The sequence below is a fragment of the Streptomyces sp. NBC_00258 genome, from assembly GCF_036182465.1.
GTDB lineage: Bacteria > Actinomycetota > Actinomycetes > Streptomycetales > Streptomycetaceae > Streptomyces.
Genome location: NZ_CP108081.1, coordinates 6210601 through 6232579 on the forward strand (window position 1 = coordinate 6210601; position 21979 = coordinate 6232579).

Consider the following 21979-nt stretch of genomic DNA (forward strand, 5'->3'; position numbering starts at 1 on the left):
GCCTCTCTCAGGGGTGACCGTCCTCGTGGCGGGCCGCCTTCTCTGCGAAGTCGGGGTCTTCTTCGACCGCGTAGCGGATCATGTCGGCGCCCACCCACGAGGGGAAGCCGTCCTCGGCCCACTCGTGGCCGTTCAGGCATGCGAGGATCGTCGGCTCCGCCGTGATGGCGTGCGAGTCCAGGCGGGCCGTCAGGCCGTGCGTAGCAGCGCACTCGGGGCAGGCAAGCCGGTACTCGAAGAGGTCCTCGACATGCTTCGCCCGGATCACGATGCGCGGCTGCTCGCGGAGCTTCAGCAGCTCGGGCATGACGGCGACATGCTGCGGGTCGGCTCCGCGGAGGATCCCGCCAGCGAGGAGCCGCGGGAATGCCGGCTCAGCCCACAGGTGGCCGGCCGGGCACTGCATGTACGACGGCTCACCGGAGAACTCCGCGGCGTCCAGGGCCACCGTGTTGCCCTCCGCGGCCCCGCATGTGGGGCAGGCGAACCCGCCACCAGGCAGCGGCCAGCGGACAACCGTCGGCGTGCCCATCAGCGCCTCCGCATCTGCTGGTAGTCGAGCAGCGCATCGTTGATCTCCTTGGCCATCGACTGCGCGACGCGGCGGCGCTCCGGGGTACTCGTCATGAGGTCGGTCGAGTTGATGTTCACCGTGACGTTCAGGGCGGGCGCACCGGCCGGCGCCTGTGCCGCAGCCCCGCCGGCCTGCAGGCCCGGCCGCATCCGCAGGCTGGCGGCGCTCCCCGAGAGCAGGGTGCGGCCCTTGGCGAGGCGCTTCTCCCAGCCCACTTCCACACCCTGCGCACTGAAGTCGCCGATGGGTTCCATGCGCTTCGCGGGGCTCCTGATGCCGAGCGCCTTCTTGATGGACTTCTCCATCGCCTGGGCGATCCGCATCATTGCGGCTTCGATCTTGTCCTGCTGGGACGTGAGCCCCTTGACGAGGCCCTCGGCGGCCTTCAGGCCCGCCCCGTACATGGCGTTCGCGGTCGTCGCACCGGCCGCATCCGCGGACTTCTGCAACTGCGCCTGAAGGGCATTGATCTGCTGGATCTGAGCAGGGGTCGCGTTCAGCAGAGACTGTGCCGTCGCCATGCCGCCGCCCGTCACCCCGGCGCCCGCGATATCCGAGATGGCGGTGGCGTTGAGGCCCTTCCCCTTCAGCGCCTCCAGCTGCTTGGCGAACTCCGTCGTGCGGCTCGTGTCCGACGACAGCTGCTTGATCAGAGTCTCGGCACTGGTGCCGTACTTGCCGATCTTCGTCACGTTGGCGAAGCCGACGAGCGAGGAACTCACCGAGGTCTTCAGGCTGTCGAACTTCCCCTTGAGGTCTTCGAGGTTCGACTTCGCCGAGTCCAGCGCCTTGTTGACGCCTTCGAGCTTCTTCTGGTTGGCCAGCAGCGCCTTGCCGGATGAGGTGAGCTGCGAGACCAGCTTCTTCTCCGTCGACCCCGAGAACGCCTTCTTGATGTTGCCCAGATAGCTGTTGATCGAGGAGACGAGAGAGCCCACCGAGTCGGGCATGCCGAGATCGTGAACGGCTTCGGTGTTCTTGTACCCGGCGAGCTTGCCCGCGGTCGTGAAGGTGACGTCCGAGGTGAGAGCGGAGCGGCCTTCCTTCTGCCGCTGCTTCTCCGCGGCAATCGCGGCCTTCTGCTTGTCGGAGAGCTTGCCGCCCTTGGCCATCTGCGGGCCGAGCTTGAGGCTGCCGTCATTGACGGACGCCATGAACTTGTCGCCGTACTTCGCCACCGCCGCGGCCTTGATGACCCACTCGCCATTCGACAGCCACGGCGCGAACACGTCATCCGAGGTACCTGTGCCCGGCCCCTGCACCCGGCCGCCCGTGTCGTAGTTGGTGCGGAACGCCGAGCCGCTGAAACGACCGCCCGTCGCGCCCGTGATGTCGTGCTGGCTACGCCCGGAGAGGTAGTTCGTCTGGTACTCGCGGATCGTGCGGATGACGTGCTTGGTGAACGTCTGGGCCGTCTTGCCGTCCAAGCGGTTCAGGGCCGTCGACACCGCGCCGATGGCACCGATGGCCTGGCCGTTCTTTGTGTAGACCTCGGTGCGGCCGTCCTGCAGAGTCCGCGTCTTGTACCCGACTGCTTCCAGCGCCGCGATGGCCGCCGCGTTCAACGTGTCGACCTTGACGGACTTCGCGCCCGGCGTCGCCTTGATCGCCGCCTGGACGGCCTGCAGGCCCGTGACGGCTTCCTGCCGCTCCAGCTTGATCATGGTCTTGATGTCGCCGGGGACGCCGAGCAGCTTGTTGACGTACTCGGTGGCCGCCTTCTTGCTGCCGAGCGTGGCCGTCGCCAGCTGCATCATCTTGGTGCGCAGCTGCTCCGACTTGCCCGTCATCGACCCGAGGGAGTCGCCGGCCGCGAGACCGGCCGCGAGCATCTCGTCGTGGGACTTCGCCGCCGCCGACATTGCCTGACCGTTCGCACGGCCCGCCTCGGTGTTGGTGTCGAGGGTCTGGCCGTTCTCCTTGAACGACGCGCTCAGCGCATCGATGGCCGCCTCGAAGCCGATCTGCGCGTCATAGGCCGACCGGTTCGTGTCGTTGAGCGCCATGATGCTGGCCCGCAGACCGTCGGCCGCACCCTTCTGCGCATCGAGCTTTGCCTTCGTATCCATGGCCTGCCGGCCGAAGACGCCCATGCCCGCCGCGGCCAGGTCCTGCTCCGCCTTCAACCCGGCGGCGCCGGCCCGGTACTCGGGGAATGCGGCGTTGAACTCCTTCAGCGATCTGCCGGAGGCCAGCCAGGCGGCCTTCATGTTCCGGAACTGCTCGGCCGCCTGGTTCGCGTAGCCGTTCGTGGCCATCCCCGCGAGGGTCTGGTCGAGGCTCTTGAAGTCGTCCTTCGTGGCGCCCAGGCTCTTCGTGCCGCGGACGAGATCGTCGAGCTTGGTGACCGCCGTGTCGGCGAACGCACCCAGCCCGGAGAAGGCGAGGAAAGGCTTGGCCTTCTCCATGGCGGCGGACTCGTTCTTCAGCTTCCCCAGCTTGGCGACGAAGCCATCCATATCGCCGAACGTCGACTTCAGTTCGCCGGTCCACCGGCCCGACGCGGACAGCGTCTTGAGAGACGAAGCCAGCCGGTCGACGTCCGGCGGCGCGCCGCGCGACGCCTTCGCCAGCTCGTTGATACCGAGCGCCGCAATCCCGAGGAAGCCGAGACTGCCGCCCACCCTCTGCAGGGTGCTCATCCGCTGCGCGACACCGGCAATCGCCGGGCCGACGCCGCCGAAGCGTGCGGCCCGCACGAAGCCCGTCAGGTTCGCTACCGCCGCGGACGTGGACGCTGCGGCAATGCCCGCCATACCGAGCTTCAGCAGCTTCATCCCCGCATACAGCTGGATGATTGTGCCGAGCACCTCGGGCGGTACCGCATTGACCAGCTTCGCGAGAGCATTCGCGGCCGTCAGGATACTGACGCCGACGTCGGAGGCGCCCACCACCAGGTTCGTCAGGGCGCGCGCCAGGTTGCCCAGCGTCTCGCCGACGAGCGGACCGTTCGCCCGCACGTAGTCCATGAACTCTTCGACATCGCGGCTCACTTCGCCGCCGTCGACAGCCTGCGAGAACTTGACCATGCCGAGCGTGGCGTCGGAGAGAGCGCCCGCCGACCAGCTCGCCAGCTTGTCCATGAACCGTTCGAACCCGGCAGTCTGCATGCCGCCGGCGAGGACGTTGAGCATGTTCTGGAGCTCGGCCGAGGTGCCGCGCACCACGGGTGTGAGACGGGGCAGCAGGTCCCGGAAGATGCCCATGGACTTGGTGACCACCGGCATCGTGTCGCCGGCCAGGGACGCCGACCATTCCTTGTATTCGCTCTTCAGGACGCTGAACGCGGCGGCGGCCTCACGGGTGGCGGGCGGCAGCTTCCCGAGTATCCGCTGCTGCTCCTGCTGTGCCTTCGCCGCCTCGACCGAGCCCCGGCCGTGCTGCTCGACCGCCTCGTTGTATTTGGTCGTCGCCTGCGCCGCGTCGACCATTCCTTTGACCTGCGCACCCAGGGCGACGCCGAGTATGGCAAGTCCGGCGCCCGCGGCGACAGTCTCGGCCGCAATGGCAGTGAGCGAGGCGGCGACGGGGATGAGCGCGGGGGCGAGCAGCAGTGCGCCCTGCGCCATTCCTTGCATGCCGTTCGCGCCACCCCCACCGCCGCCACCGCCGATGCTGCCGAGGGCGGGCCGCAGCGCACCCATGCTGCCGCCGACCCTGCGCAGCCGGCCGTCGAGGTCGTCGAGGTCGTTGCGCAGGGTGCGGGTGCTTCCGGATAGGCGCGTCAGCCGCGTGTCTGCTGTGGTGGCGCGGCTGGACAGCGTGTTGAGGGCCGTCGACGCGCGGGACGTCGTGTCGCGCAGGTCCCGCATGGCGTCCGCTGCCCCGGCTGCCCGGCTGCGCAGGGTACGGAGGGCACGGGACGCATCGCCGGCGGCGTCGTCGAGCAGCTGAAGGGCGGCGGCTGCGGCGGCAGCGTTCGCGGCGAGGGTGGCGAGCGGGGTGTTGACACGGGATGCGTGCTCGCGCAGGTCCCGCATCGCCTGTGCGGTAGCGAGGAGTTGCCCGGTCGGGCCGTCGAACTCGGCTCGCAGGCGCAGCGGGCTCTCGCGTTTGAGGTCGCGGATCGCCGTCTTCATCGCGGCGAACCCTGGGGTTGCCTGGTCGTCGAGCTGAACCTTGAAGCGGATGTCGCGGGCTGCGGCCTTCAGCTGGTTTGCTGCCCGCTTCGCGTCGTCGAGCTTGTCGACCACGGCCGCCAGTGCGGCGCTGCCCTGGGTTCCGGTGCGCTGCAGTGCGGCGAGGAACCGCTCGATGTCCTGCTTGGCGTCGCGGGTCCTGGCGTCGACCTGAACATGCCCTGAGGCGACGAGGAAGGACATCAGGCCACCGCCAGCGAGTCGTTGACGAGGAGCGACTCAAGCGGCACGCCGAGGGCTTCGGCGAGTGCGTCGGCGATGACGATCGGCGGCTGTGCCGTGCCGGTCTCGTACTTCAAGATCGCCCACGGGGTGCGGCCTACGGACGCGGCGAGCTCGGCCGTCGATACGCCGGCGAGCAGTCGGGTGTCGCGCAGGCTGGCGCCGGAAAACAGTCGAGCCACGGAGGATCCCAGGGAGAGGCGGGATGGGGCGGACGGTTCCGCGGGCCCGAGTGACCCGCCCTCTCGCCGGCTGAGCATCACGCTCTATGGCCTGGCGCCCCATCACGGGCCGCTGCTTCGCCTGCCGTCGACGCGTTGCCTGTGATCCGTGTGAGCCCTGCTCGCGGCCAGCTGTGCCGCCGGATCCCTGGCGCTGCGTCTAGCGCTCGGTTGTACGTCCTGGCTGGAATTTTACTCCAGAACAATCACTGTGACCATAGATTCGTAGGCCATAGACAGGTCATACCTACGATTCATCGAGCCCTTGGAGTCGACTGTCAGTGCTGCGGCGTACCGTGGCGGTATTCCATCCGTGCCTGCTGGCTGCTTGCACTGGATGCCTCGACGCCCCGCCCGATGGACAGCACCCTCGGCGGGGCGTCGTCGCGTCTAGGCTGCGCGAATGGAGCAGCGAGAGATCATGCAGCGGGTCGTCGGCATTCTCACCGAGGGTCTCGAGATGCGGCGCCTCGTCCGGGAGGACCCCGAGGGCGACTTCAAGACCACCGGCGTAGTCGAGGCGATGCTCGGCGAGATCCTCCCGGACGTCGAAGTTCCCGCCGACGCAACCGCGCACGAGATCGCGGAGGCCGTAGGCCAGGAGATAGGGCCGGCCGTCAAGCGGATGGTGGGCGCCTTCACTCTCGCCTTCGTGACGCTCGCCGAGGCTTACGACGAGGGCCGCGCCGACGTGTCGGTGGCGGATGTCCTGCGGTCCATCTCGCTGCACTTCGAGAACGACGAGCAGGAGTAGACGGGCAACCCCCTGCCGTGCCACACGCGTGCCATCAGGGCACAAAGCAGCAGGTCAAAGCTCACACACCGCATCACCTATGCGGTTAGGGGGTTGAAGTCTCCACACTACGGAGCCCCTGTTGCGTTACGGATATGGGTGACAGTTGCAGCCCGGTCCAGCTACCCTCACGTCTATGCGTAACGCCAACTGTCCACTCTGTGGAGACGCGTTCAGGGAAGGCCCTGGCTATCTCGTCGAGGGCGCCCGCAAGTTCCCCAAGCAGCGCCGCTGGTGGCCAGGACGATTCCTCATCTGCTCCGGCTGCTACGGGTTCGGCTACGACGCCGAGACCGGGACACTCAACGCCGATCACATGCGCGAGATGGACGGAGCGCGCTGGTATCGAGTCGTCGGCCGCGGCGAGCAGATGCCGCCCGTGCCATGCGCCGCTTGCGGTCGCCCGTTCATCCGAAACGCCGACCCGCTACTGAAGCGCCCCACCTGCTCACCCACCTGTTCAACAGATCTCACCCGTAGCCGTAACGGCAATCAGGGGAGCGGCCAACCGTGCGAGACGTGCGGCGAGCAGATCACCACGGGCCGCGCCGACTCCCGCTATTGCGGATCGGCGTGCAGGCAGAAGGCTTACCGGCAGAGAGTCTCTAACGCGTAGCCGTAACACCAGGGGTGGAAACAATCCTTAGCCCCTCGGGCATGACTGCGCCCGGCCACCGTGCGGTGCGGCCGGGCGTAATTCTGCAGGCGGTGAATTCAGGCGGCGGGCGGCGGCCCCTCCCAGTTGTCCCAGCCCTCGCCGAGAGCCTGGCCCGCGGTCTGCCGCTCCCACTCGGTCATCGGTGCCCGGGCGCTCCGGCGGGCGCGCACCTGCCGCTGTACGCGGGCAGCGATGCCCTCGTACTGCTCGCGCTGCTTCGTCTCCCGCGCCTCCCGGTCCGCGGCCTCCTGCTCGGCCTCGGCCGGCAGTGCCGCCTCCTCGGCGAGGACCCGCGAGCCGGACTCCTCCTTCGCCCTGGCGCGTTCCGCAGCACGCTGCGCCGCAGCCTCCACAACCATCTCCGCCCAGTTACCCACGGCGGGCCTCCTTCCTTCCGATCTTCAACGCCGCATCCTGCAGCGCCTCGAGCGTGGTCGCTCCCGGCTTCCTGCTGAGCCGCGCTGGCGGAACCGCACGACCCTCCGCTATGGCCTGCAGCCCTTGCCCCTGGAGGCCGCCGAGCTGCCGCTCATACGCCTCCCTGAACACGGGGTCGTTGCGGCGCCAGGCGCGCACCGTGCCCGCGCGAACCCCTGCCCGTGCGGCAACCCAGTCCGCCGACTTGCCGTGAGCCAGCCATACGGCCGCCTCGAGCTTTTTCTCCCGACTGACCCGCGCCATCAGTCGAGCCCGTCGGGCAGGTCGCCGAGGACATCACGCAGACCGGACACGTTGCGCATCAGGTCCTGCCGGGTCTTAGACCGGGCCGCCCGCTCGTTGTCGGTGTTCACGTTGGTCTTGCCGTCGCGGATCGACGCGTGCAGGGCGGTCGCCTGGGCCGCGTTGCGCAGCGCGGCCTCGGCTTCGGCGATGAGGCTGCGGGCCCGCTCGACGGAGGCGAAGAACGCGTTCGCGGAGGACTGCCGCATCTGCGGGACGTAGTCGCGGGTGGCGGTCTCCAGCGCCGTGTATGCGGCCGTGCGGGCGGTGGTGGCCAGCTCAAGCTCCGCCTCCACCTCGGCGCGGGCCTCGCCGCGGGATACGGAGAGCTGCTTCTGCAGCTCCCCCTCGGCACGGGCGGCGGTCGCGTACTCGTCGAGCAGGGGACGGACCTCGGCGGGCAGGTGATCGGGGGTGAGGGTTACGGGTCGCATGAAGTTCTCCTACTACTGCTGGTCGGTGGGGGTCGGGGTGCTGGACTGCCGTTCCTGCAGGCGGTCCCAGTGCTGCTCGGCGGCCGTCCGGGTCGGCAGCTCGATCTCGTCGGGCTCCGGCTTGCCCAGGGCGCGGGCGGCCAGGCGCTCCGCGGCCGTCGCCTTCCGGGTCTTCGGCTTCTCAGCCATCGGCTTCTCCTTTCATGCAGTGATCAGGCGTCGATGGGCGGTACGGCGACCAGGGCGTCGAGGGCGCCGGCGATGAGCCGCAGGGAGACGATGGGCTTCGTGCTGCTCTTCGCGACGATGCCGATACCGGACGGATTGGCGTACTGGGCCGCATGGTCGGCGAGCAGCTGCAGGGCAGCTTCGGCTTCGGCGATCGCCCGGTTGAACTTGGCGGTCGCGTAGCTGTAGCCCTCCTGGTGGTGTTGGCGGGCGCTGACTGCGGTGGCGGCGGCAACGTCGTACAGGTCGGTGAGTGCGGCCTGGACGGTGTCGGCCGCCTCCCGCTTGGCGGCGGCGCCGGCGTTGCCCTTGAGGTGCCGTTCGGCGTCGCGGGCCTGGAGGAGCTTGTCGAGGGCGGTAGCGGTCTTGGCGGGCATGGTGTCGCGGTTGGGCGGGAGGGTGAACTGGTGGCCGCGGTCGCCGGGGATGACGACGGTGGTGGTGTTGCCCTTGAAATCGATCACGGGGTTCTCCTTTGTAGTGGGCGCGCATCTACGTGCGGGAGGTTTGTTCACCTATGCGCCGGATGCGGCATAGGTGGAGTTGTCGAGTTCGGTGGGCGGCACCAGGTCGATGCCGCGTTGGGCGAGGGCCCGAAGCTTCGCCGCGTGCCTCCGGGCGAGGCCGGCGGTGCGGCGCCTGGCGAGTTCCTCGCGCTGGCGGCGCTTGCGTTCCTCCTCGGCGCGCACCCGGGCGATCCGCTCCTGTATCTGCTGCTCGACGTGGGAGGTCATGCCGCCCTCCGCCGCGCTCGTTCGTATCGCTCACGGGCGGCGATGAACGCCTCGCTGGTTCCGCCGCGGTCGGGGTGGGCGGCGGCCATGGCGGCCTTCAGCTCTTTGAGTTCCGGCGGCGGCGCCGAATCCGGCTGCCGTCGCCCCGCGCGCAGCGCTCGCGGCGACGGCAGTTCCGGCGGTTCGGCGAACAGCAGGTGCCAGTACGGGACGTGCACGGAGCCGTGGCGTTCGAGTTCCTGCCGGTCGACGTAGCCGGGCTCCCAATCGGGGCCGGGCATGTACAGGAAGCGGGGGCGCAGGTAGTAGATCCGCTTGGCGGTCTTCTTCGTGATGGGGAACCGGACGACCTTGCCGGAGATCCAGGTGACGTCGTCGAGTTCGTACCGGCCGGGCTCGACGGAGTACAGGTAGCCGACCGGGTTGGGTGGCGGCGCGATACCGGTTCGGGCGCTCTTCGGCGCCTTGGCTTTCCGCTTGGCGGCGTTGAGTTTCTTCAGCTGCTCGCGGGCGATGCCGTGCAGGACTTGGACGTTGGCGTACCGGCCGGCGGCCAGTTGCACCGCTGCTGCGTTGGCCTGGCGGGCGGCTTCGTCGACGCTGTCGGCCCATCCGTGAAGCTGCTGGCCGTCGTATTCGCTGGCGGTCCAGAACCAGCGGCGCCCGTACCGGCAGCGCCCCCAGAAGATCAGCGGCGGATCGGTTGTGGTGGGCACGGCTGCCTCCTTTCGTAGATGCTGGGCGGGTGGCCGGCCCGGTTCCCGCGGGCCGGCCGTTTGCGTGCGGGTCAGGTCCACTGCATGTGCTGGCCGGGCAGGTCGAAGGCGCGGATCCCGTCGGGCCGGAGCTGGCTCGTGAGCGCGTAGTACAGGCGGTGGGTCGCCTCGCAGCGGTGGGCGTCGCAGACGGGGAAGCGGACGATCTGGTCGTCTTCGTCGCGGGCGAAGCCGAAACCGGTCTGGCCGTCCCCTTCGTCGGTGATCTGGGCGAGCGCGAAGGTCACCAGGGTGGCGGGCTCGGGGCAGCCGCTCGGTTCGCCGCAGATGGTGCGCTGCCGGTAGTTGGCGGGGACGCGTTCGATGCGGGTCTGCACGATGGCGTACCCGTAGTCGCGGATGTCGTCGGCGGCCAGGTCGAGCGGGCCGGGAGTGAGGGTGCGGTCGGTCATGGCGGTCTCCTTCGGGATGGAAACGGTGAGTGCCGGATGGGGCGAGGGTCACGACTTCTCCGAGAGAAGTACTGAGGTGGCTGAGGCGGGCGTGCACGTTCCCCTCCTTTTAGGAGGGGTGGGGAACGTGCACCTAGGGCGCGTGCGGTGCGTGCACCTGTGCGTGCACCTGTGACCTGGGGTTTTGGAGAGCGCGTGCACCTCCCGTGCATGCCGTGCGGGGTGCACGGGAAAATGGGTCCGTGCACCCCTCCGTGCGCCTCGGCTGAGACGGTCATCCCTGCTCCCTGGCCGCCAGGTAGTAAGCGGCCGATCCGCCCGGGTACTTGGGTTCCAGGCGGGCCAGGACGCTGCTGGCGGTGAGGGCTTCGAGACGGCGGCGAGCCTTCTCCTTGTCCGCGCGGCTGGGCTTCTTGGTCTCGAACAGGGCTTCCGCGGCGGCGAGAGCCGTCAGACCCTCCGGTCCGCTGGCGCGCACCAACTCGACGAGGTCGACCGTGTGCATGACGCTGGTCGTTCCGGACGGGTGATCGTGGATCAGCTGAAAAGGGCCGACCTCGTTCATCGGTTGTTTCAGGTGGCGGAAGGACACGATGGGGTCGCCGGGGTCGCCGTACAGGGAGATGACCGACCCGGTACCGGAGGTCAGCCAGGTGGACCCGTACACGTCGGAGATGGTGTTCGGCTCGCCCCCGTTGGCCCCGGCCTTTCGGGTGTGGTGCAGCTCGAGGACTTGGACGCCTGCGGCCAGCACCGTCTGCCGGGCCCGGTTGTAGCCGGCACCGACCGCGTCGTCTGACAGTCCGATGGCGGCGTCCTTGAGGGAGTCGAGGACCACCGTGTCGGCCTTCGCCCGTTCGCACATCGCGGCGAGGATGTCGGTGCGAGTGGCCAGGTCGAACGGCGGCGGCCCCTCCCACACGATGAGCCGGTCATCGAGGACGTCCCGGTCGTCTTTGGCGAAGATGCGGTGAGCGGCACGCCGAGCCTGCGCAGGCCGGTCCATGGACAGCAGCAGGACCCGCCTGCCCTCGGTCACTGGGAAGCCGAGGGCGTTTTCCTGCAGCCCGAGACGGGCGCGCACGACCTGGTGGGCAACGGTCGTCTTGCCGACGCCTTGCGGGGCGGCGACCATCAATGCCTCGCCCTCCGCCCACAGCACGTCGCCGCCTTCTCCCCACACGGCAGGCGGGGTGTCGGGTACGTCGAGGACGAACGCGCCACCGCGGACGAAGGCCTTGGGCAGCTGCTCATCCTCGGGGGCTTCCTCGGGTAGCGGCGGCACCTTCCCGGCCCACGGGTCGCTACCGGCCCCTTCCTCGACGTCGGTCATGCGGCCCTCCCGGATGCGTAGGTGAGGGCGCTCTCGATGGCCTTGTGGATTTCGTAGTCGCTGCGCATGGCCTGGTGCCCGGCGCTGAACATCTCGTCGCGCATCTCGGCTTCGTCGCACTGGCCGCGTTCGACGAGGAACGCCGCGGCGGCGGTGACGCGGCAGAGAACCGAGTGCCGTTCGCTTTCTTGGGCGGTGGCGAGTTCGTGGGCGAGGTCCTGCAGGGTCTTGCCGCGGTGGTCGCCGGAGCGTTCTACGTACTGCCTGCGGATGGGGCGCGGCACGGGCGGCTTGGGCTTGTGGCCGGTGTGTTCGAGGTGGTGCAGTAGCCAGGCCGGGGCGAGTTGGGGGGTGGTGACGTCGCCGATCCGCCGGTACTCTCCGGCCTTCGTGACGCTGGTCGGAGCCACGATGTAGCTGTTGGTGGAGCGGACGTCGACGAGCCAGCCGAAGTCGCCCTCCGACTTGTTGACGATCACGCCTTCCGGGAGACGGAACCAGATGTGGAGGCCGCCGTTGGGTGTGGCGACCTGCATCGTGTCGGTCGGCGGCTGGGCGCCGTAGCGCTCAAGGGCGAGTGCCCACACGTCGTGACCGTCTCGGACTCCGGGGATGCCCGCGTAGGCCTCGGGTACTGGCGCCTGGTTCTTGTTGGTGTCGAGGTCGATGATGACCAGCCCGGCCGGCCCCGGCGACACCGCGAAGTTGAGGTCGGGGTGGCGGTCGATCCAGGACTGCGCCTTGCCGTGGTCGAGGGTGGCGGCGTGGAAGCCGTGACACAGATCGGCCGGGTGCGGGCAGTCCTTGATCCCGTGATGCCGTACATAGTCGGGTGACTTGATGTCGCACTGCGGGCACGACTTCACGGGGACCTTGAGCCCCGGGGTGAGGGCGGACACGGGGCAGTCACGGTCGATGAAGGCATGCATGGCGCGGTGCCGACGCTCGCGCGGGGAAAGCCCAGTTCGGCTCACTCTTCGGTCTCCGTGCTGTTCATGACGGCGATGACGCCGTCGGCGAGGTAGTTGATGTCGTTGACCCAGCGCCGGGCGCAAGCCCTGACGGCGCGCGGGTTGGGCTGCTCGGCGAGGTGCGCCCGGATGGAACTGATGACGAGCTCGCGGCGCCCTCGTTCGCGCATCCACTGCTCGCGCAGTTGGTCGCTGTGCATGGCGTCCGGCATGTCGGGCTGTTCGCCCGGCAGTCGCATCGCGGGCCGCACTACACTCGTGGGTGAGGTCAGCCTGGAAGCGGTCTCGGGGGGTCCGGCACTGAGCGCCGGACTCCTTTCCTGTGTCGCCATGCTGGGTTTCCTTCGCGGCGGCGAGGCGGTGCGGGTGCCCTGTGGGCCGTCTCGCGAGGGATGTGGTCTGGTGGCCGCGCCCGTTGCCGAGCGCGGCCGGGGTGCTACAGGTCGGCTTCGACCCTCTGCAGTTCGACGTAGGCGGCGAGGAGTTCGGGCATCGCCTGGTCCTGCTGCTGCGGGTCGAGCTGCGCCCACGCCTTGATGCCGATGGCTGCTCCCGTGCTGCCGGGGTTGAGCTGTTCGGCCTGGAGCACGGCGGCCTTCAGGTTGCTGTCGTCGTAGCCCTCGAGCACGTCGGCGAACTGGGTGGTCTCGTCGCCGCTGGTCTTCTCGGCGACGCGTCGTCCGTGGACGCTGTCACCCCATCCCTGCTCGGGGATGGTGAAGGAGCGGCCGGCGATGCGGAGCAGGTTGCGGGTGATCGCCTTCGTCTCCGGGTTGGTGAAAGCGGAGGGGCGCCGCTCCAGCTGGTGCCCGAGGGCTACCCAGGCCTCGTCGGCCGCGGTCGAGCGGAGATAGGCGGCGCCGCAGCTGGCGTGCCACCAGGCGTAGAAGATGCGCGTGATCTGCTGGCCCGCGGCGGGGATCTTGTCGCAGCCGGGGCAGACGGTCCCCCAGTCGGCGGTCTGTACGGCGCGACCTCCGGTGTCCTCGCGCCAGCCTCCGGGGATGGCGCCCTTGGATTCGGCGAGGGCGAGGCGGACGACGGTGGAGACGTTGGGCTTCTGCTGGGTCATACTGTCGGTGTCCGTTCTTTGTGGGAGCCCCGGTCGCTGGCGAGCGATGAGCCGGGGTTCTTGCATGTGCGGGATGGACATGGCCCCTGTCGGCTGGCGTTGGCGCGCCGGTCTGATGGGGGCCGTTCTCATGCGCCCCGGAGCTGGTGAACAACCCCGGTAGCAGTTGGGGTGCAACCGCATTGAGACTGCGATTGCTGGCCCGTGACCTGCCGCGATGCGTCGTGTTGGCACTGTGCTGGCACCGTCGGGGCGAGGTCGGTCGGGGCGTAGAGAAGAGTGATCAGGTCGAGGGTCGGGATGAGGATCCGGCGGCCGATGCGGAGAACGCGGGTGAGATCCCACTGTTCGCGGCGGATTGCCGCGTAGACGGTCTCCGGATCGATGTCGACGATCGAGGCAGCCGTCTTCACGTTCGTCGTCGGGCCGAGCGCCTCGACCGCCTCGCGGGTCCACGCGGACATCAGGCTGACGCTCCGGCCGGGCTGATGTTGAGGTACTCGAGGACTTCACCGCGGTCGTAGCGCACCAGCCGCGGGCCGATCTTGTGCGGCTGGGGGCCGATCCCGACGCGAGCCCAGCGCTTCACGGTGTCGGGGTGGACTCGCGCGAGCTTGGCGAACTCACGCCGGGTCAGCCCGACACCTTCCATGGCGTTCTCTGAGATGCCGATCTCGGCAGATTCGTTGCTCACGCTGCTAAGGGTGCACGTGGGGGTGCAAGGTGTCAACTTCCCCGCTATCGTCATCTGAGCAAACGGTCGTAGGGATGAAGGCGGAGGCGCGTGGAGGAAGAAGAGTGGAGGGCCCGGCTTGTACAGGGAGTGGCTCAACAGGTGCGTCGGTACCGCCTCGAGCGAGGGATCAGCGTCCAGAAGCTCGCGGACATCTGCACTGAGGAGTACGGACTTCCGATCAAGCGTTCGGTCCTCGCCAACTTCGAGGGCGGCCGGCGGCCCGCGCTGAGCGTCGTTGAGCTGCTCGTGATCGCCCGCATCCTCAAGGTCCCGCCCGTACAACTGCTCTTTCCCGTAGGCCTTGAGGAGACGACCGAAGTCCTGCCGGGCAAGCCGGTGAACACCTGGGCGGCCCTGCAGTGGTTCACGGGCGAGGCCAGCCGGCTGCCCGGGGACGATCCGGAGACCGCGCCCATGGAGGGGGCGGCGGCTGTACGGATGTTCCGTCGGCACGATCGTCTTGTCGCCGAGTGGTCGGACAACAACCGCCAGCTGCAGAAGCTGTTCGTCGCCTCACCGGGATCGCCGGAGGCGAACATCGTGCGCCTCGCTTCCCAGACCCTGCACAGCATCGGCGATGCACTCAAGGAAGTACGCACGCAGATGCGCCGCCGCGGTCTAACCCCTCCGCAGCTCCCCGCCGAGTTGGCCTACGTCGACACGACGGAGGCCGACACCACGTACACGCCTCTCACGGAGGAGAGTGATGAATGAAGCCGTACAAAGCCTGCTCGTGCCGTAATCCACAGACGAAGCGGCTCCTGGGGAAGAAGTGCCCGAACCTCACCAAGAAGGGCCACGGCGGCTGGTACGCCCGGTACGAGGCCCCGAAGTCCGCGGAGGGGACCCGCCGGCAGCCGCGCGTCGGTCCGTACACCACGGAGACGGAGTGCAAGAAGGAGCTGGCGAAGGTTCTCGGCACGGCCGCGAACCCGAAAGCGCACGACGAGCGGAAGACGACGCTCGGCGAATACCTCGAGCGCCGCTACGCCTGGCGAATGTCGGAGGCCGAGACCGGCGAAGGCCTGAAGAAGAGCACCCTGGAAGCCGAGCGCGAGACGATCGACTTGTACGGCAATCCCGGGCTCGGCCACATCAAGGTCGTCGACCTCACCGATGAGCACTTCCGCGAGCTGTACGCGGCCATGCGGAAGCTCAACCGGCCCGAGGAGAAGGGCGACCGGTCGGAGATTCTGCGCCGGCTGAAGGACGCTCGAGCCACCCGCGGGGGGAGGCGTCTGCATTCCCGGCCGCTCTCCGAGTCGCGTATCCGCCGCGTGCACGCGGTCCTGCACGGCGTACTGACGGACGCGTCGAAGCTGTCGAAGATCCGGACGGACAACCCGGCTGACGGGGTCTGGCGGTCGAAGGGCGGGAAGCGCAAGCAGGGCCGCGCGAAGCCCCTGCTGTGGACAGCTGAGCGCGTCGAGCAGTGGCTGAAGACCGGGGTCATTCCGGCGAAGGTCATGGTGTGGACGTCCGACCAGTGCGGTGCGTTCCTCGACTTTGCCGAGGCCTCCGAGGAGCGGCTGTATCCGGCGTTCCATCTGGACGCGTACTACGGGCCGCGCCGTGGCGAGCTGGTCGGCGCCGAGGAGCAGGACCTCAGCCTCGAACGGAAGCGCCTGCATGTCCTGCAGGCCCAGTCGGACGACGAGCTCGACGACACGAAGACCGAGGCCGGCTACCGGCAGATCCCTCTGGACGACGAGACCGTCCGCGTTCACCGGGCCTGGCACAAGCGGAAGCTCGAGGAGCGCCTGAAGTGGGGCGAGCTGTACCAGGACTCGGGGCGCGTGTACGTCTATGAGGACGGCACGGCACTGAAGCCGGAGTATCTGTCGAGCCGCTTCCGGATCCTGCTCGAGCGGCACGCCAACATCCGTGCGAGGGCCGCTGAGAAGTGGTCGGTCGAGCGGATCGCGCGGAAGTACCGGACGACGGAGGCCGCGGTCGAGGTGGCGCTGAGGCTGACGCTGCCGCCCATCCGCTTCCATGATCTGCGGCACGGCGCGGCGACGATGCTGATCGCTGCCGGGGTCGACGACAAGTTCGTGAGCGAGGTTCTCGGACACGCGTCCGTGTCGTTCACGAAGGACGTGTACGCGGTCGTCGCGGAGGAACTGTCGGAGGACGCCACACGCAGGATCTCGGCGTTTATCCCGCGCCAGAATCGCCTTATGGCGGTTGGTGCCAACACAGTGCCATCAGGGCGCTGAAACAGCCTCCGAACGCGACTCAGGGAGCCCAGCCGTTTAGGCCGAACTCCCTGGTCAGGTGGCGGAGGCGGAGGGATTTGAACCCTCGATGGGATTTAAGTCCCAAACCGCATTAGCAGTGCGGCGCCATAGACCGGACTAGGCGACGCCTCCAGCACAACCGTCCGCGCGAGCGCGAATGGTGCGTGCAGATGATGACACAGCCGAGCGGGCTGTCACCAATCGCCCCCCACGGTACTAGGCGGAAAGGTCGGAGGGCAAAGCCCATCGCGCGGCGCAACGTCACGGCACGGACGGCGTTAGAGGAGTGGGGCGCACGCCCCCAGGACGACGAGACAGACCAGACAGCCGGGACGGACGAGACACCGGAGCCGACACGGGGTCGTCCCTCGGGTCCCCGCCGACAGGTCCTCGCCGATCCGCCTCACCCACTGGAGCCCTCATGCTGCGCCGCCTCGCCCTCACCGTCGCCACCTCCGCCGCCGCGTCGCTCGCCGCGCTGTCCGCGGCGCCGCCGGCCGCGTACGCCGCGTCGATTCCCGTCATGCCGCCGCCGGTGAGCGGGGCGGACGACGGGGACCGGCTCACCGTGACCGTGAGCAAGGCGGGCGGCGGCATGGACGGGACGTTCGAACTGGACTGCCATCCGGTGGGCGGCAGCCACCCCGACGCCCGGGCCGCCTGCGATCAGTTGGACCGGAGGACCACCTGGGGCAAGGACCCGTTCGCGCCGGCCGCGCCGGGCGGGATGTGCACCATGCAGTACGGCGGTCCGGCCACCGCACATGTCACGGGGACCTGGGCCGGACGGCCCGTCGACGCGACGTACGCGCGCGCCGACGGGTGCGAGATCGCGCGCTGGGACGCCCTCGTGCCGGTGCTTCCTGGGTTCGGATCGTAGGAATGCCCGTATTTCAGGAACTCGGCGCGTGGGGATGGAGGGCAGGGGGAACAGGAATCGCACAGCGGACTCATGGGTCGAGGGACGAAACGCACGGTCACAGGTTCTCCGTGTCTTCTGCGTCCGTTCTGCGTCCCCTCTACGTGCGACCTCCCTCTCATCCGGCGTCGCGAGCGCAACCACTGCCCGTAGACTCCCTCGCGTGACACGTCGCGGACCGGTTGGCAAGATGGCACCCGCGGTCGGCAAGGTGCGGTAACAGGGAGGAAGCGTCTCGTGAGCAGCAGGCCATCCCGAGGCGCTGCTCGCCTCGCAGCCATACTCGACGCGCTTCCCGATGCGTTGGTGCTGGTCAACGCCAATGGAACGGTCGTCAACGCCAACACCATCGCCCTGGAGGCCTTCGAGGCCCCGGGCACGGCACTCGTCGGTCGCGGACTGCTCGATCTGCTGCCGCAGTTCGACTCCCGGCTCATCCCCGGCACGATGCGGCGGCCCGACACCGTCGACGAGAGCGGCCGTACCAGGCCCACCCGGATGATCGCCCGCCGCACCGACGGCAGCGAGTTCCCGGTCGAGGTCACGAGCGCGAACCTGGAGAACGGCCAGCAGGCGTACGACGGTTACGGCTACACCAGCGATGAGCTGCTGATGCTCGTCGTACGCGATCTCTCCGGCACCGTCGACACAGAGGCGGAGCTCGCTCGTTCGCAGCGGCAGACGGAGATGATCCTGCGGGCCGCCGCCGAGGGTGTCGTGGGGACGGACACCGAGGGACGGGTCGTTCTCGTCAATCCGGCCGCCGCTCAGATACTGGGTTTCCGGGCCAGCGATCTGGGCGGGCAGGAACTGCACCCGCTGATGCTGCACTCGCGCGCCGACGGCGAGCCCTTCCCGTACGAGGAGTCGCCGCTCGCCGACACCCTGCGCTCCGGGCGGAAGCACCGGGTGCGCGGGCAGGTCCTGTGGTCCAAGAGCGGTGACAAGGTGCCGGTCGACCTGACCACCGCGCCCGTTCGGGACGGTGACCAGCTCGTCGGGGCCGTGATGACCTTCACGGACCGTCGGCCGTACGACTCGCTCGCCGAGGAGAAGGACGCCGAGGCCCAGCGGCATCAGGAAGAGCTCGAACGGGCCGCCGAGGAGCACGCGAAGGAGCTGGCGGCATTCCGGGAGGAGCACGGCACTCAGCTCGCCGAGCTGAGTGAGCGGCACGAGGAGGAGCTTGCCGCCGGCGACGACCGGTACGCGGCACTCGCCGAGCGCGAGAAGGACCGCTACGAGGCGCTGGCCGCGCGGCACGAGCAGCTGCTCGCCGTGCTCGGGCGTTCCCTGCGCGGGCCGCTGGACCAGCTGCGGACCGAGCTGTCGGTCCTTGCCGCGGACGACGCCGGGCAGTTGTGGCCCGAGGCCAACCAGGTGCTGCACCACCTCTCGGCCGGCTACTCACGCATCACCACGCTCGTCGACAACGTGCTCGCCTACCAGCGCCTCGACTCCGGGACCGAAGAGGTCACCCGTACGAAAGTGATGCTGGACGCGGTCGTCGCGGCCGGTGTCGACGGGGCGGTCGAGCTGATCGGGCCCGGACGGGTGCAGTTCGCCGTTCACGCGCCGCCCATCGAGGCCGAGGTCGACCCGCAGCGGCTCGCGACCGCGCTCGCGCATCTCGTCGCGGACGTCGCGGGCGTCGACTCCACGGGCAACGCGCCGGTCTCGGCCGGCGGCTACATGGACAACACGGTCGTCGTGGCGGCCGCGCAGCGCGGCGAGGTCGTACGGATCGAGGTGCGCGGGCCGTACACCGGGGGAGACCCGGTGCACGAGCCGATCGTGCGGGGGATCGTGCGCGCGCACGGCGGAGTGCTGCAGACGCACGAGGTTCCCGGGATGAGCGGCAGCGCGTTCGTTCTCGAGGTGCCGATCGGGGGCGGGGCCGGGGCGGTTCCGGCTCCCGGCGTGGACCCCGGTATGGCCCTGGCCGTGAGTGCGGGTGCGGACGCCGGTGTGGATCCGGGCCCGGCTCCGGGCGGTGGCGGTGTCGGTTCCGCGGTCGCGTTGCCCGAGCAGGCCTCGCCGCAGAGTGGTGGGCGACGGCGGGCCCGGCGGGCCTCCGTCGACGCCTTCCTGGAGAGCGAGGTCGGGCCCTCGACGGAGACGGCCGTGCCCACCGGGCGGCGCAGGCGCGCTGCCGGGGACGGCGGCGGGGGCGGGGCTCAGCTCGCGCTTCCCGCTCAGGTCTCGGCCGACGAGGCCGGCGCCGAAGGTTCCGGCGGAACCGGGCGGCGGCGAGGGCGGCCCAGTCCGGCCGAGGGGGACGGCGTCTCCGAGGGCGCGGTCGTGACCGCTGCCGAGCATGCGGCCGGTTCCGCTGCCACGGGGCTGGGGGAGACCGTGCCTCCGCAGGGCGTGCCCGTGCCCGCCGGTGGACGGCGAGCGCGACGGGACGGCGAGCGGCAGGCGCTGCCGGCGGCATTGCCCGCGGCGCCTTCGCCCGCTCCGGACGCGGGTGCCGCCGCGGACGCCAGTGGTGGCGCGCCTCAGCCGACGGGACGGCGTCGGCGTGCGCTGGCCGCCGCGGCCGAGCGTGCGGCGGCGCAGGAGGCGGGGCCTCGCGCGGTGTTCGCGCTCCCGCCGGCCGAGGCGGACCGCTCTCCCGAGTACGCAGCCCAGCAGGCGGAGGCCCACGGCCAGGCAGCCCTCGCCCAAGCACCCGTCGGTCAGCCGCCTCTCAGCCAGGCAGCTCTCGGACACGCTCCCGCCCAGGCCGACGACGGGCGTCACGACGTGGCGTCGCACAACGCGGCCGACGATCACACGCCGCCCCAGCCTCATCCATTGCAGGCGCCCAGCGGGCGTCGACGGGCTCGGCAGACGACGGGCGAGCTCGACGCGGCCACCGCCACCGGCGCGCCGGGGGTTCCCGGGCAAATGACCCCCGCGCAGGGGGCTCCCCAGGCCCCGGGTGTGCAGGGTGCGCCCGCCGCGCCTGGCCAGGCCGTGGCGGTTCCCGGTCAAGGGGTTCCTGTGCAGGCGGCGCCTGGACAAGGGGTTCCTGGACAGGAGATGCCCGCGCAACTGGGCCCCGTACAGGGCGTTCCCGGGCAGGCACTGCCCTTGCCCGGACAGCTGCCCCAGGCTCAGGGCGTACCGGCTGAGGGCATGGCGCCGCAGGCTGCTTCCGGGCAGCCCCTGCCCGTCGCCGTACCCGCCCAGGGAAACCCCGGTCAGGGCGCCCCTGCCCAGGCCGGCCCCGTTCCCGGCCAGATGGCCCCGGTGCAGGCCGTTCCTCCGCAGGGCATGCCCCAACAGGGCGCCCCAGGACAGGCACTCCCGGCGCAGGCCGCGCCGACCGGTGCGGCGGACCCCGCGGGAGCCGTCGGCCCCGGCGGAGTGCCGGTAGCCGCTGCGCCCGCCCAGGCCCCCGTACAGAACGCCCAGCCGGAGCCGTCCCAGACCCCCGCGGACGCCGCTGCGGCACAGCAGCCCTGGCCGGGTACGGCCGACGGCCCGGCGGACCCGGAGCCCGCGCCTGCGCCCGAGCAGCCCCGTGCCGCACAGCCGCTCCCCGCCGAGGCCGCGGCGCCTCCCGTCGACCCCAACTCGACACAGGGCCGCGCGTTCAGTGTCCGTACCCTCGGGCAGGGCGTCCCGTTCGGCCGCCGTATGACGGACGCGCAGCAGCCCCGGCAGAGTCGGCCCGCGTCGCCGCCGACGCCCCAGCCGCTTCCTCAGGCCCAGGCGCAGGCGCAGGCACAAGCCCCGGTCCAAGCTCAGGCCCAGACCGCTCCGCAGCCGCAGGCCCCCACGCCTCCCCCGCACGCGACCAACGGCTCCGGGCGGCGTCGTAAGCTCGGCACCCGCCCCGAGCCCGTCGCCGACGTCGCCGAGCAGACGGACACGGCGGCCCGCCCGCACCCGCAGGGCAGCGGACCCCAGTCCCGGCTGGCCAACACCACCGAGGGCACCGGCCGTTCGTACGCCATAGGAGCCCCCGACGAGAACGCCGACGAGGGGCCCGAGCCGCTCGACGGCCCCGGCGGTGCGGTCGAGGTCGCGAACCAGCCGCATCCGCAGCCGATGGACGACGAGCTGCCCCCGGAGCCGCTCGACAACCCGCGTCGGCTGCTGGTCTGGCCCGCGCCGGACATCACCACCCAGCAGGCGCTGAGCGACCGCGGCTACCGGCCCGTCATCGTGCACTCGCGCGAGGAGGTCGACGCGCAGATCGCCGCCTTCCCTGCCGCACTCTTCGTGGACCCGCTCACCGGCCCGATCACGCGCACGGCGCTCCAGTCGCTGCGTCAGGCCGCCGTCGCCGCGGAGGTCCCGGTCCTGGTGACGGCGGGCCTCGGCCAGGCGACGCGTGAGGCGGCGTACGGCGCGGACCCGGCCGTACTCCTCAAGGCCCTCGCCCCGCGCGACAGCGATCAGCACCCGCCGCGGGTCCTGCTCATCGAGGAACACGCGGAGATCGCGCTGGCGCTGACCTCGACGCTGGAGCGGCGTGGAATGCAGGTCGCACGCGCCTCGTCGGACGAGGACGCCGTCACGCTGGCCTCGCAGATGCGGCCGAACCTGGTCGTGATGGACCTGATGCAGGTACGCCGCCGACGTGCCGGAATCGTCGACTGGCTGCGGGCGAACGGCCAGCTCAACCGCACCCCGCTCGTCGTCTACACCGCAGCCGTCGACCCGACCGAACTGCCGCGCCTCGCGGCGGGGGAGACGGTGCTGTTCCTCGCCGAACGGTCGACGAGTACCGAGGTGCAGGGCCGGATCGTGGACCTGCTGGCACGCATCGGCACGAACTGAGCGCCCTCCGTACCGGCGGCACTGGCAGCGCAGGCAGAACC

The 21979-nt window shown here is 70.0% G+C and carries 22 protein-coding genes and 1 tRNA gene; 6 read left to right on the forward strand and 17 right to left on the reverse strand.

What is annotated here, in order from left to right; translation table 11 throughout:
• Window positions 1-7 precede the first annotated feature (7 nt).
• Genes OG718_RS27700 through OG718_RS27710 form a run of 3 tightly spaced genes read right to left on the reverse strand, consistent with a single transcriptional unit; the run spans window position 8 to window position 5117 of the window.
• Window positions 8-532: a hypothetical protein gene (locus OG718_RS27700; protein ID WP_328845456.1), complete on the reverse strand. Its 525-nt coding sequence runs from the start codon at window positions 530-532 to the stop codon at window positions 8-10.
• Window positions 532-4896, reverse strand: coding sequence for a hypothetical protein (locus OG718_RS27705; protein ID WP_328845457.1), 4365 nt, complete (start codon window positions 4894-4896; stop codon window positions 532-534). The genes OG718_RS27700 and OG718_RS27705 overlap by 1 nt, the downstream gene beginning before the upstream one ends.
• Window positions 4896-5117, reverse strand: coding sequence for a helix-turn-helix transcriptional regulator (locus OG718_RS27710; RefSeq protein WP_328845458.1), 222 nt, complete (start codon window positions 5115-5117; stop codon window positions 4896-4898). Before OG718_RS27710 ends, OG718_RS27705 begins: the two co-directional genes overlap by 1 nt.
• 442 nt (window positions 5118-5559) lie before the next feature.
• On the opposite strand from OG718_RS27710, the gene OG718_RS27715 reads away from it, so the two are divergent.
• Both OG718_RS27715 and OG718_RS27720 read left to right on the forward strand, forming a co-directional pair.
• Window positions 5560-5910 (forward strand): hypothetical protein, encoded by a 351-nt coding sequence (locus OG718_RS27715; RefSeq protein WP_328845459.1) that lies wholly within the window; start codon window positions 5560-5562, stop codon window positions 5908-5910.
• A 175-nt stretch (window positions 5911-6085) separates the two neighbouring features.
• Entirely contained in the window at window positions 6086-6565 is a 480-nt protein-coding gene (locus tag OG718_RS27720) for a hypothetical protein (protein WP_328845460.1), read from the forward strand.
• 98 nt (window positions 6566-6663) lie between these two features.
• On the opposite strand, the gene OG718_RS27725 is transcribed toward OG718_RS27720, so the two are convergent.
• The 13 genes from OG718_RS27725 to OG718_RS27785 form a co-directional block, all read right to left on the reverse strand.
• Window positions 6664-6984 carry a hypothetical protein gene (locus OG718_RS27725; protein ID WP_328845461.1) on the reverse strand — a complete coding sequence of 107 codons (321 nt, stop codon included), beginning with the start codon at window positions 6982-6984 and terminating at the stop codon, window positions 6664-6666.
• Between the two features lie 303 nt (window positions 6985-7287).
• A complete protein-coding gene (locus OG718_RS27730) occupies window positions 7288-7761 on the reverse strand; it encodes a hypothetical protein (RefSeq protein ID WP_328845462.1) in 474 nt (157 codons plus the stop codon).
• 12 nt (window positions 7762-7773) lie between these two features.
• Window positions 7774-7950, reverse strand: a complete 177-nt coding sequence (locus tag OG718_RS27735; protein WP_328845463.1) for a hypothetical protein — start codon at window positions 7948-7950, stop codon at window positions 7774-7776.
• A gap of 23 nt (window positions 7951-7973) precedes the next feature.
• Window positions 7974-8453, reverse strand: a complete 480-nt coding sequence (locus tag OG718_RS27740; RefSeq protein WP_328845464.1) for a hypothetical protein — start codon at window positions 8451-8453, stop codon at window positions 7974-7976.
• Between the two features lie 51 nt (window positions 8454-8504).
• The gene (locus tag OG718_RS27745; protein WP_328845465.1) at window positions 8505-8723 is read right to left on the reverse strand and encodes a hypothetical protein; all 219 of its coding nucleotides are present in this window, start codon (window positions 8721-8723) and stop codon (window positions 8505-8507) included.
• Window positions 8720-9439 (reverse strand): hypothetical protein, encoded by a 720-nt coding sequence (locus OG718_RS27750; RefSeq protein WP_328845466.1) that lies wholly within the window; start codon window positions 9437-9439, stop codon window positions 8720-8722. Before OG718_RS27750 ends, OG718_RS27745 begins: the two co-directional genes overlap by 4 nt.
• 71 nt (window positions 9440-9510) lie before the next feature.
• A complete protein-coding gene (locus tag OG718_RS27755) occupies window positions 9511-9891 on the reverse strand; it encodes a hypothetical protein (protein WP_328845467.1) in 381 nt (126 codons plus the stop codon).
• A 274-nt stretch (window positions 9892-10165) separates the two neighbouring features.
• Window positions 10166-11224, reverse strand: coding sequence for an AAA family ATPase (locus OG718_RS27760; RefSeq protein WP_328845468.1), 1059 nt, complete (start codon window positions 11222-11224; stop codon window positions 10166-10168).
• Entirely contained in the window at window positions 11221-12198 is a 978-nt protein-coding gene (locus OG718_RS27765) for a bifunctional DNA primase/polymerase (protein ID WP_328845469.1), read from the reverse strand. The genes OG718_RS27760 and OG718_RS27765 overlap by 4 nt, the downstream gene beginning before the upstream one ends.
• Window positions 12195-12527: a hypothetical protein gene (locus tag OG718_RS27770; RefSeq protein ID WP_328845470.1), complete on the reverse strand. Its 333-nt coding sequence runs from the start codon at window positions 12525-12527 to the stop codon at window positions 12195-12197. Before OG718_RS27770 ends, OG718_RS27765 begins: the two co-directional genes overlap by 4 nt.
• A 104-nt stretch (window positions 12528-12631) precedes the next feature.
• Window positions 12632-13267, reverse strand: a complete 636-nt coding sequence (locus OG718_RS27775; protein ID WP_328845471.1) for a hypothetical protein — start codon at window positions 13265-13267, stop codon at window positions 12632-12634.
• 128 nt (window positions 13268-13395) lie between these two features.
• Entirely contained in the window at window positions 13396-13731 is a 336-nt protein-coding gene (locus OG718_RS27780) for a DNA-binding protein (RefSeq protein WP_328845472.1), read from the reverse strand.
• Window positions 13731-13961, reverse strand: a complete 231-nt coding sequence (locus OG718_RS27785; protein ID WP_328845473.1) for a helix-turn-helix transcriptional regulator — start codon at window positions 13959-13961, stop codon at window positions 13731-13733. Before OG718_RS27785 ends, OG718_RS27780 begins: the two co-directional genes overlap by 1 nt.
• Before the next feature lie 141 nt (window positions 13962-14102).
• Between OG718_RS27785 and OG718_RS27790 the strand changes: the two genes are divergently transcribed.
• Together OG718_RS27790 and OG718_RS27795 are read left to right on the forward strand one after the other, a co-directional pair.
• Window positions 14103-14717, forward strand: coding sequence for a helix-turn-helix domain-containing protein (locus tag OG718_RS27790; protein WP_328845474.1), 615 nt, complete (start codon window positions 14103-14105; stop codon window positions 14715-14717).
• Entirely contained in the window at window positions 14714-16222 is a 1509-nt protein-coding gene (locus tag OG718_RS27795) for a site-specific integrase (protein WP_328845475.1), read from the forward strand. Before OG718_RS27790 ends, OG718_RS27795 begins: the two co-directional genes overlap by 4 nt.
• 59 nt (window positions 16223-16281) lie before the next feature.
• Here the strand turns inward: OG718_RS27795 and OG718_RS27800 are convergent.
• Window positions 16282-16375: transfer RNA gene (locus OG718_RS27800), tRNA-Ser, on the reverse strand.
• A gap of 289 nt (window positions 16376-16664) precedes the next feature.
• Between OG718_RS27800 and OG718_RS27805 the strand changes: the two genes are divergently transcribed.
• Window positions 16665-17123 carry an SSI family serine proteinase inhibitor gene (locus OG718_RS27805; protein ID WP_306938894.1) on the forward strand — a complete coding sequence of 153 codons (459 nt, stop codon included), beginning with the start codon at window positions 16665-16667 and terminating at the stop codon, window positions 17121-17123.
• A gap of 276 nt (window positions 17124-17399) precedes the next feature.
• Window positions 17400-21938, forward strand: coding sequence for a PAS domain-containing protein (locus OG718_RS27810; protein WP_328845476.1), 4539 nt, complete (start codon window positions 17400-17402; stop codon window positions 21936-21938).
• The last annotated feature ends 41 nt before the right edge of the window (window positions 21939-21979 follow it).

Excerpts from the sequence above, each read along its gene's own strand:
- OG718_RS27700 (WP_328845456.1), bottom strand. The coding sequence starts at position 532 with ATGGGCACGCCGACGGTTGTCCGCTGGCCGCTGCCTGGTGGCGGGTTC.
- OG718_RS27705 (WP_328845457.1), bottom strand. The coding sequence starts at position 4,896 with ATGTCCTTCCTCGTCGCCTCAGGGCATGTTCAGGTCGACGCCAGGACC.
- OG718_RS27715 (WP_328845459.1), top strand. The coding sequence starts at position 5,560 with ATGGAGCAGCGAGAGATCATGCAGCGGGTCGTCGGCATTCTCACCGAG.
- OG718_RS27720 (WP_328845460.1), top strand. The coding sequence starts at position 6,086 with ATGCGTAACGCCAACTGTCCACTCTGTGGAGACGCGTTCAGGGAAGGC.
- OG718_RS27730 (WP_328845462.1), bottom strand. The coding sequence starts at position 7,761 with ATGCGACCCGTAACCCTCACCCCCGATCACCTGCCCGCCGAGGTCCGT.
- OG718_RS27735 (WP_328845463.1), bottom strand. The coding sequence starts at position 7,950 with ATGGCTGAGAAGCCGAAGACCCGGAAGGCGACGGCCGCGGAGCGCCTG.
- OG718_RS27745 (WP_328845465.1), bottom strand. The coding sequence starts at position 8,723 with ATGACCTCCCACGTCGAGCAGCAGATACAGGAGCGGATCGCCCGGGTG.
- OG718_RS27755 (WP_328845467.1), bottom strand. The coding sequence starts at position 9,891 with ATGACCGACCGCACCCTCACTCCCGGCCCGCTCGACCTGGCCGCCGAC.
- OG718_RS27760 (WP_328845468.1), bottom strand. The coding sequence starts at position 11,224 with ATGACCGACGTCGAGGAAGGGGCCGGTAGCGACCCGTGGGCCGGGAAG.
- OG718_RS27770 (WP_328845470.1), bottom strand. The coding sequence starts at position 12,527 with ATGGCGACACAGGAAAGGAGTCCGGCGCTCAGTGCCGGACCCCCCGAG.
- OG718_RS27775 (WP_328845471.1), bottom strand. The coding sequence starts at position 13,267 with ATGACCCAGCAGAAGCCCAACGTCTCCACCGTCGTCCGCCTCGCCCTC.
- OG718_RS27780 (WP_328845472.1), bottom strand. The coding sequence starts at position 13,731 with ATGTCCGCGTGGACCCGCGAGGCGGTCGAGGCGCTCGGCCCGACGACG.
- OG718_RS27795 (WP_328845475.1), top strand. The coding sequence starts at position 14,714 with ATGAAGCCGTACAAAGCCTGCTCGTGCCGTAATCCACAGACGAAGCGG.
- OG718_RS27805 (WP_306938894.1), top strand. The coding sequence starts at position 16,665 with ATGCTGCGCCGCCTCGCCCTCACCGTCGCCACCTCCGCCGCCGCGTCG.